The organism is Sandarakinorhabdus sp., assembly GCF_031422795.1.
In the GTDB taxonomy this organism is placed as follows: Bacteria; Pseudomonadota; Alphaproteobacteria; order Sphingomonadales; family Sphingomonadaceae; genus Sandarakinorhabdus.
In genome coordinates this window covers 1-5358 of the sequence record NZ_JANPML010000408.1, presented here as the reverse complement: position 1 = coordinate 5358, position 5358 = coordinate 1, and the positions used below count along the sequence as shown (strand labels likewise).

Sequence of the window (5358 nt, the reverse complement as noted above, 5' to 3'; positions counted from 1 at the left end):
TAGCGTGATCACCTGACCGTCAAAGCCCGGCTCCACGCCCGCCGGCAATTCGGAACGCAGCATTTCATAGTCCATGGATTGATCCATGTGGGTGAGCACCGCCCTGCCCGGCCGGCGCTGGTCGATCCACGCCAAAGTCTGCTCAAGATGACTGTGGGTTGGGTGCGGTTCCCGCCGCAGCGCATCAACCACCCATAGATCAAGCCCGGTCAGCGCGGCATCCGCACGTGCATCAAAACCTTTTACATCAGTGGAATAGGCAAAAGACCTATCAGCATGATCAAAGCGCACGCCCGTCGATTCAATATCGCCATGCAATTGCGGAAATGGCGTGATCACAAGGTCGCCGAGTTGAACCGGGCCGGCAAGATCATGGGCGGTGCAGGTGGCAGGATAGCCCACCGCGCCCTTGAACACATAATCAAAGCGTGATGTGAGCACGGCAAAGGTTTCGGGGCTGGCCCACACGTCAACAGGCCGGCGCATGACGTGGAAGACCTGGCGCAGATCATCGATACCATGGGCGTGATCGGCATGATCGTGAGTGATCACAACGGCATCAAGATGCGCGGCGCGGGCGCTGAGCAGTTGTTCGCGGCAATCCGGCCCGCAATCGATCAATACGGTCTTGCCGGCGGCTTCAACCAGAATTGACACACGGCGGCGGCGGTTCTTAGGGTTTTCCGGGTCACAATGGCCCCAATTGCCGGTACCATCTGTTCCGCCGATCCGCGGCACGCCGCTGGAGGTGCCGCAGCCGAGGATCGTGACCTTCATGCCGTTTTGGTGAAGAGCGCGTGGAAATTGGCCGTGGTGGTGGACGCCAGCTCGGCCTCGCTCACGCCGCGCAGGTTGGCCAGAAAGCGCGCGGTGTGGGCGACATAGGCCGGCTCGCACGTCTTGCCGCGCATCGGCACTGGCGCAAGATAAGGCGAATCCGTTTCCACCAACAGGCGATCTGCCGGAATGGTCTTGGCAGTTTCAGCCAAATCGCGGGCGTTCTTGAAGGTGACGATACCCGACAGCGAGATGTAGAAACCCAGCGCAAGTGCTTCATCAGCAAAGGATTGGCTGGCCGTAAAACAGTGGATGACACCGGTCAACCGCCCTTCTCCCGGCTCTTTCAGCAGCGCCAGCGTGTCGGCTTCGGCATCGCGGGTGTGAACGATCAGCGGCAGGCCGGTGGCGCGTGCAGCCTCGATATGGCTGCGGAAACTGGTCTTCTGCCGATCGCGGTCTGACTTGTCGTAATAATAGTCGAGCCCGGTTTCACCAATGGCCACCACGCGCGGGTGATGGGTGGCGGCGATCAGGGTCGCAGCATCGGTATCGGGATGTTCATCGGCCTCATGGGGATGGATGCCCACACTGGCCCACACACCATCGTGCCCATCGGCGATGGCAATCACCCCGTCCCACTCGCTCACCCGGCAGGAAATGGCGAGGAAACCGCCAACGCCCGCATCACGGGCACGGGCCAGCACGCCGGGCACATCTTCGCCCAGGCTGGCGTAGTTGAGGTGGCAATGGCTGTCGATCAGCACCGCTTCAACCTTCCAGCGTGATGCGCGGGAACACGCCGACCGGCGCCGGCAGCTGCACATCAACTTCAACTGGCGTATTGAAGCCATTGAAATCGCGCGCATCCGCTGCTACGCCAAGCTGATCGAGCAGCTGCGCTGTGCTGGCTGGCATGAAGGGCTGGGCCAGGATGACGATCCGCCTTGTGGCGTCCAGCGTGGCGGCCAGCACCTCAGCCATGCGCGTCACGTCGGTCTTGGCCAGCGCCCACGGCGCATTCTCGGCGAAATAACCGTTGGCTGCTGCCACCATTGTCATCAGCGAATCCAGCGCCTTGTGCAGCGCCAGCGCGTTCATGGCGGCGAAATAGGCAGTGCTGCCGGTGATGAAGGCCTCTTTCAGGCGGGATTCCGTTTCGCCCGGTGTGCCAGCGCGGGTCGGCATGACACCGCCCAGGTTCTTGCTCACCATGGAAAGGCTGCGCTGCGCCAGATTGCCGATGCCATTGGCCAGATCGGCGTTGGTGCGTTCAACAATGGCTTCGTCGCTGTAGCTGCCGTCTTCGCCAAAGGCGACTTCGCGGCACAGGAACCAGCGCAACCGGTCAACGCCGAAGCGTTCCACCATTGCGGCCGGATCGACAACATTGCCCACCGATTTCGACATTTTCTCGCCGCGGTTGAGCACAAAGCCATGGCCGAACACCGATTTTGGCAGCGCAAGGCCGGCCGAGATCAGGAAGGCGGGCCAATAGACGGTGTGGAACCGCACGACATCCTTGCCAACGACATGCAGATCCGCCGGCCACCACTGGCCATCCAGGCCGCCCTGACCGCTTTCATCTGCACCCGTGAGATAATTGGCCAGCGCATCCAGCCACACGTACATGACATGGGTTTTGCCGTCTGGGCTGGCCTCACCCGGCACCGGAATGCCCCAGGTGAAACTGGTACGGCTGACCGACAGATCCGAAAGCCCGCCAGCAACAAAGGCGCGCATCTCGTTGAAACGGCTTGATGGCTGGATAAAGCCGGGCTGGCCATCATACAGCGCCAGCAACCGTTCCTGATAGGCGGAGAGCTTGAAGAACCAGCTTTCCTCCACCGTCCAATCCACTGGCGTGCCTTGCGGCGACAGCTTCAGTTTGGCGCCGGCAGCATCTTCGGCTTCAATCAGTTCGGCTTCGTCATAATAGGCTTCATCGCGAACGGAGTACCAGCCTTCGTAACGGCCAAGATACAGATCGCCATTGGCTTCCATGCGCTGCCACAATTGCTGCACCAGCGCCTTGTGGTCATCATCGGTGGTGCGGATGAAGCGATCGAAACTGATGCCCAGCGCTTCGTCCAGTTCGCGGAACGGCGCCACCATGTCATCAACATAGGCCTTGGGCGCCTTGCCGGCAGCGCGGGCGGCCTGATCGATCTTCAGGCCATGTTCGTCAGTGCCGGTGAGGAAGCGCACGCCATAGCCATCGAGCCGCTTGAAACGGGCGATGACATCGGTGGCAATCGCTTCATAGGCGTGGCCCATGTGCGGCCGGCCGTTGGGATAGGCGATGGCGGTGGTGACATAGAAGCGCGGTTTCGACATGCACCGGGCAATGCGGCAATATCAGGCCCGTTTCAAGCCGGCACAGACGCCAGATGCAAGGCGAGACGATGCGCCACCTGCCCGGGCTCCAATTGCAGCGGCACGGCTTCACGCGCCAGACGGCTCGCAGCCTCCCATTCGGCGATGGCTGCAGCGCGTGCCGGGCCATTCAAACGCTGCGCCCGCGCCGCAATCAAGGCCGGCACCCGATCGAGCAGGGCGGCATAACGCCCTTCCCTGCCCTTGCCGCCAATGCCGCGAGCCAGCATCAGCGCCGCCGGGTTGGCGATCTGCGGCGGCAGCGCAGACAGGGCGGCCAGATCCTTTTCCAGGGCCGTGATGCCAGCACTGGCCAGCGCGATGGCACGGCCCGGACAGCCTTCGGCGAGGCGCAGGAGCAGTTTTTCATCTTCGCCTTCAAGATCGGCACTGTTCAGCACACGCGACACGTCGCTATCATTCAGGCGCGAAAAACGCAGCGTGCGGCAGCGCGAGCGGATGGTGGGCAGCAGTCGTCCCGGCGAGTGGCTGACCAACAGAAACACCGTATCTTCCGATGGTTCCTCAAGACTTTTCAGCAACGCGTTGGCAGTATTGCGGTTCATGTCGTCTGCCGCATCGATGATCACGACGCGGCGCGGCCCCAGCATGGGTGTGCCGGACAGGAATTCGCGCAGCGGCTGCCCCTCGCTATCAGGCCGACGCACGATCTGGCCGATGACGATCTCGCTGCGCAGCTTGCCGGTCTTGGCCTGTGTGCGCTCGATCAGGCGGAAATCGAGATGCGACCCCGCCGCCATCAACCGCGCCGCCTCGCCATCTGCCGGCACGGCAAGCCCGGTTCCGGCAGGGGCGCCCGCCAGCAGCCAGATGGCAGCTTCACGGGCAAACAGCGCCTTGCCCAGCCCCTGCTGGCCAACCAGCAGCCACGCATGGTGCGGGCGCCCCGTGACGAAAGCCGACGTGAAGGCCTCAACCTGGGCGGCGTGGCCGATCAAGGGGCTCACAGCGCCGCCCTGATGCGGGCTGCCACGTCGTCGATGCTGCCGCTGGCGCTAATCGCCCGGCAACGGCCCGGTTCGGCGGTGGGCAGGGCCACGAAAAATTCCTGCACGCGGGCATGGAAATCGCCGCCAATCGCTTCGAACCGCGCTTCTGTGCCGCCACGGGCCGCGGCGCGGGCCAGGCCTTCTGCTTCATCCAGCAGCAGCACCAGGGTGAGGTCAGGCCACAGGCCCACGGCTTCGTTGTGCAGATCGATCAACGCGGCATCTTCCAGCCCGCGCCCTGCGCCCTGATAGGCGCGGGTCGAATCGATGAAGCGGTCACAGATCACCGTGGCACCGCGTTCAAGTGCCGGGCGGATGACGCGGGCAACATGATCCACGCGCGCCGCCGTCATCAGCAGGGCATCGCTCCACGGCGTCCAGCGGTCAGGGTCGCCGGTGACCAGCAAGCCACGGATGGCCTCGGCGCCCGGCGTGCCACCCGGTTCGCGGGTCAGCACCACCTCATGGCCATCGGCTCGCAGCACATCGGCCAGCAGCCGTGCTTGCGTGGACTTGCCGCTCCCCTCGCCGCCTTCCAGCGTGATGAACCGGGCGCTGTGCATCAACCGAAGAAGCTCATCACCCAGTTCCAGGCGCGGCGGAACATGCCGGCTTCCTCGATGGCAACTTGCGTCACCAGCGGGGCCTTCACCGGTGCCTGGCCGGGCATGGTGACAGTGAGCCAGCCCACCTGTTGGCCGGCTTTCAGCGGCGCCGTCAGGCCGGGCAATGCCTCAACGCTGGTCTTGCGCTCCATGCCAAAACCGCGCGGCAGGGTAACAAACAGATCTTTGCCGGCCACCGCGTCAATCTGCGGATCGGTAGCACCACTGATCGCGACCTTGCCCATCACCTGGCCCTTTTTGCCGAGCGGGATGTTCTGCCAGGCGGCAAAGCCCCAGTTCATGAAATCGACGCTGGCCGAGACGCGGTCGCCAAAGCTGGGCAGGCCGGCAACCACCATCACGAGGCGGCGGCCGTTCTGCACGGCAGACCCGGTGAAACCATAGCCGGCCTCTTCGGTGTGGCCGGTCTTCAGGCCATCGGCACCAGCGACCTTGCCCAGCAACGGATTGCGGTTGCCCTGGGTGATGGCCTGGCCGGCACCCATGGTCTTGCCCCAGGTGAAGCCTTCCTTCTGGTAGAAGCGGGCATAAAGATCGGGGAAATCGCGGATGGTGGCTTCCGCAATGGT

6 protein-coding genes are annotated in these 5358 nt (G+C 63.5%); all 6 read right to left on the bottom strand.

The genetic code is table 11. The features are described 5' to 3' along the window. The coding region (locus RMO81_RS14265; protein WP_310476568.1) for an MBL fold metallo-hydrolase at positions 1-777 on the bottom strand (777 nt) is incomplete at its 3' end. Then, the gene (locus RMO81_RS14260; RefSeq protein ID WP_310476567.1) at positions 774-1544 is read right to left on the bottom strand and encodes a TatD family hydrolase; all 771 of its coding nucleotides are present in this window, start codon (positions 1542-1544) and stop codon (positions 774-776) included. The genes RMO81_RS14260 and RMO81_RS14265, both read right to left, overlap by 4 nt. A gap of 4 nt (positions 1545-1548) precedes the next feature. Next, the gene (gene metG / locus RMO81_RS14255; RefSeq protein WP_310476565.1) at positions 1549-3114 is read right to left on the bottom strand and encodes a methionine--tRNA ligase; all 1566 of its coding nucleotides are present in this window, start codon (positions 3112-3114) and stop codon (positions 1549-1551) included. Between the two features lie 32 nt (positions 3115-3146). Continuing rightward, positions 3147-4121 carry a DNA polymerase III subunit delta' gene (locus RMO81_RS14250; protein ID WP_310476564.1) on the bottom strand — a complete coding sequence of 325 codons (975 nt, stop codon included), beginning with the start codon at positions 4119-4121 and terminating at the stop codon, positions 3147-3149. Continuing rightward, the gene (gene tmk, locus RMO81_RS14245) at positions 4118-4726 is read right to left on the bottom strand and encodes a dTMP kinase (protein WP_310476563.1); all 609 of its coding nucleotides are present in this window, start codon (positions 4724-4726) and stop codon (positions 4118-4120) included. The genes RMO81_RS14250 and tmk overlap by 4 nt, the downstream gene beginning before the upstream one ends. Next, positions 4726-5358, bottom strand: a 633-nt coding sequence (locus tag RMO81_RS14240) for a D-alanyl-D-alanine carboxypeptidase family protein (RefSeq protein WP_409049627.1), incomplete at its 5' end; no start/stop codon positions are given. The genes tmk and RMO81_RS14240, both read right to left, overlap by 1 nt.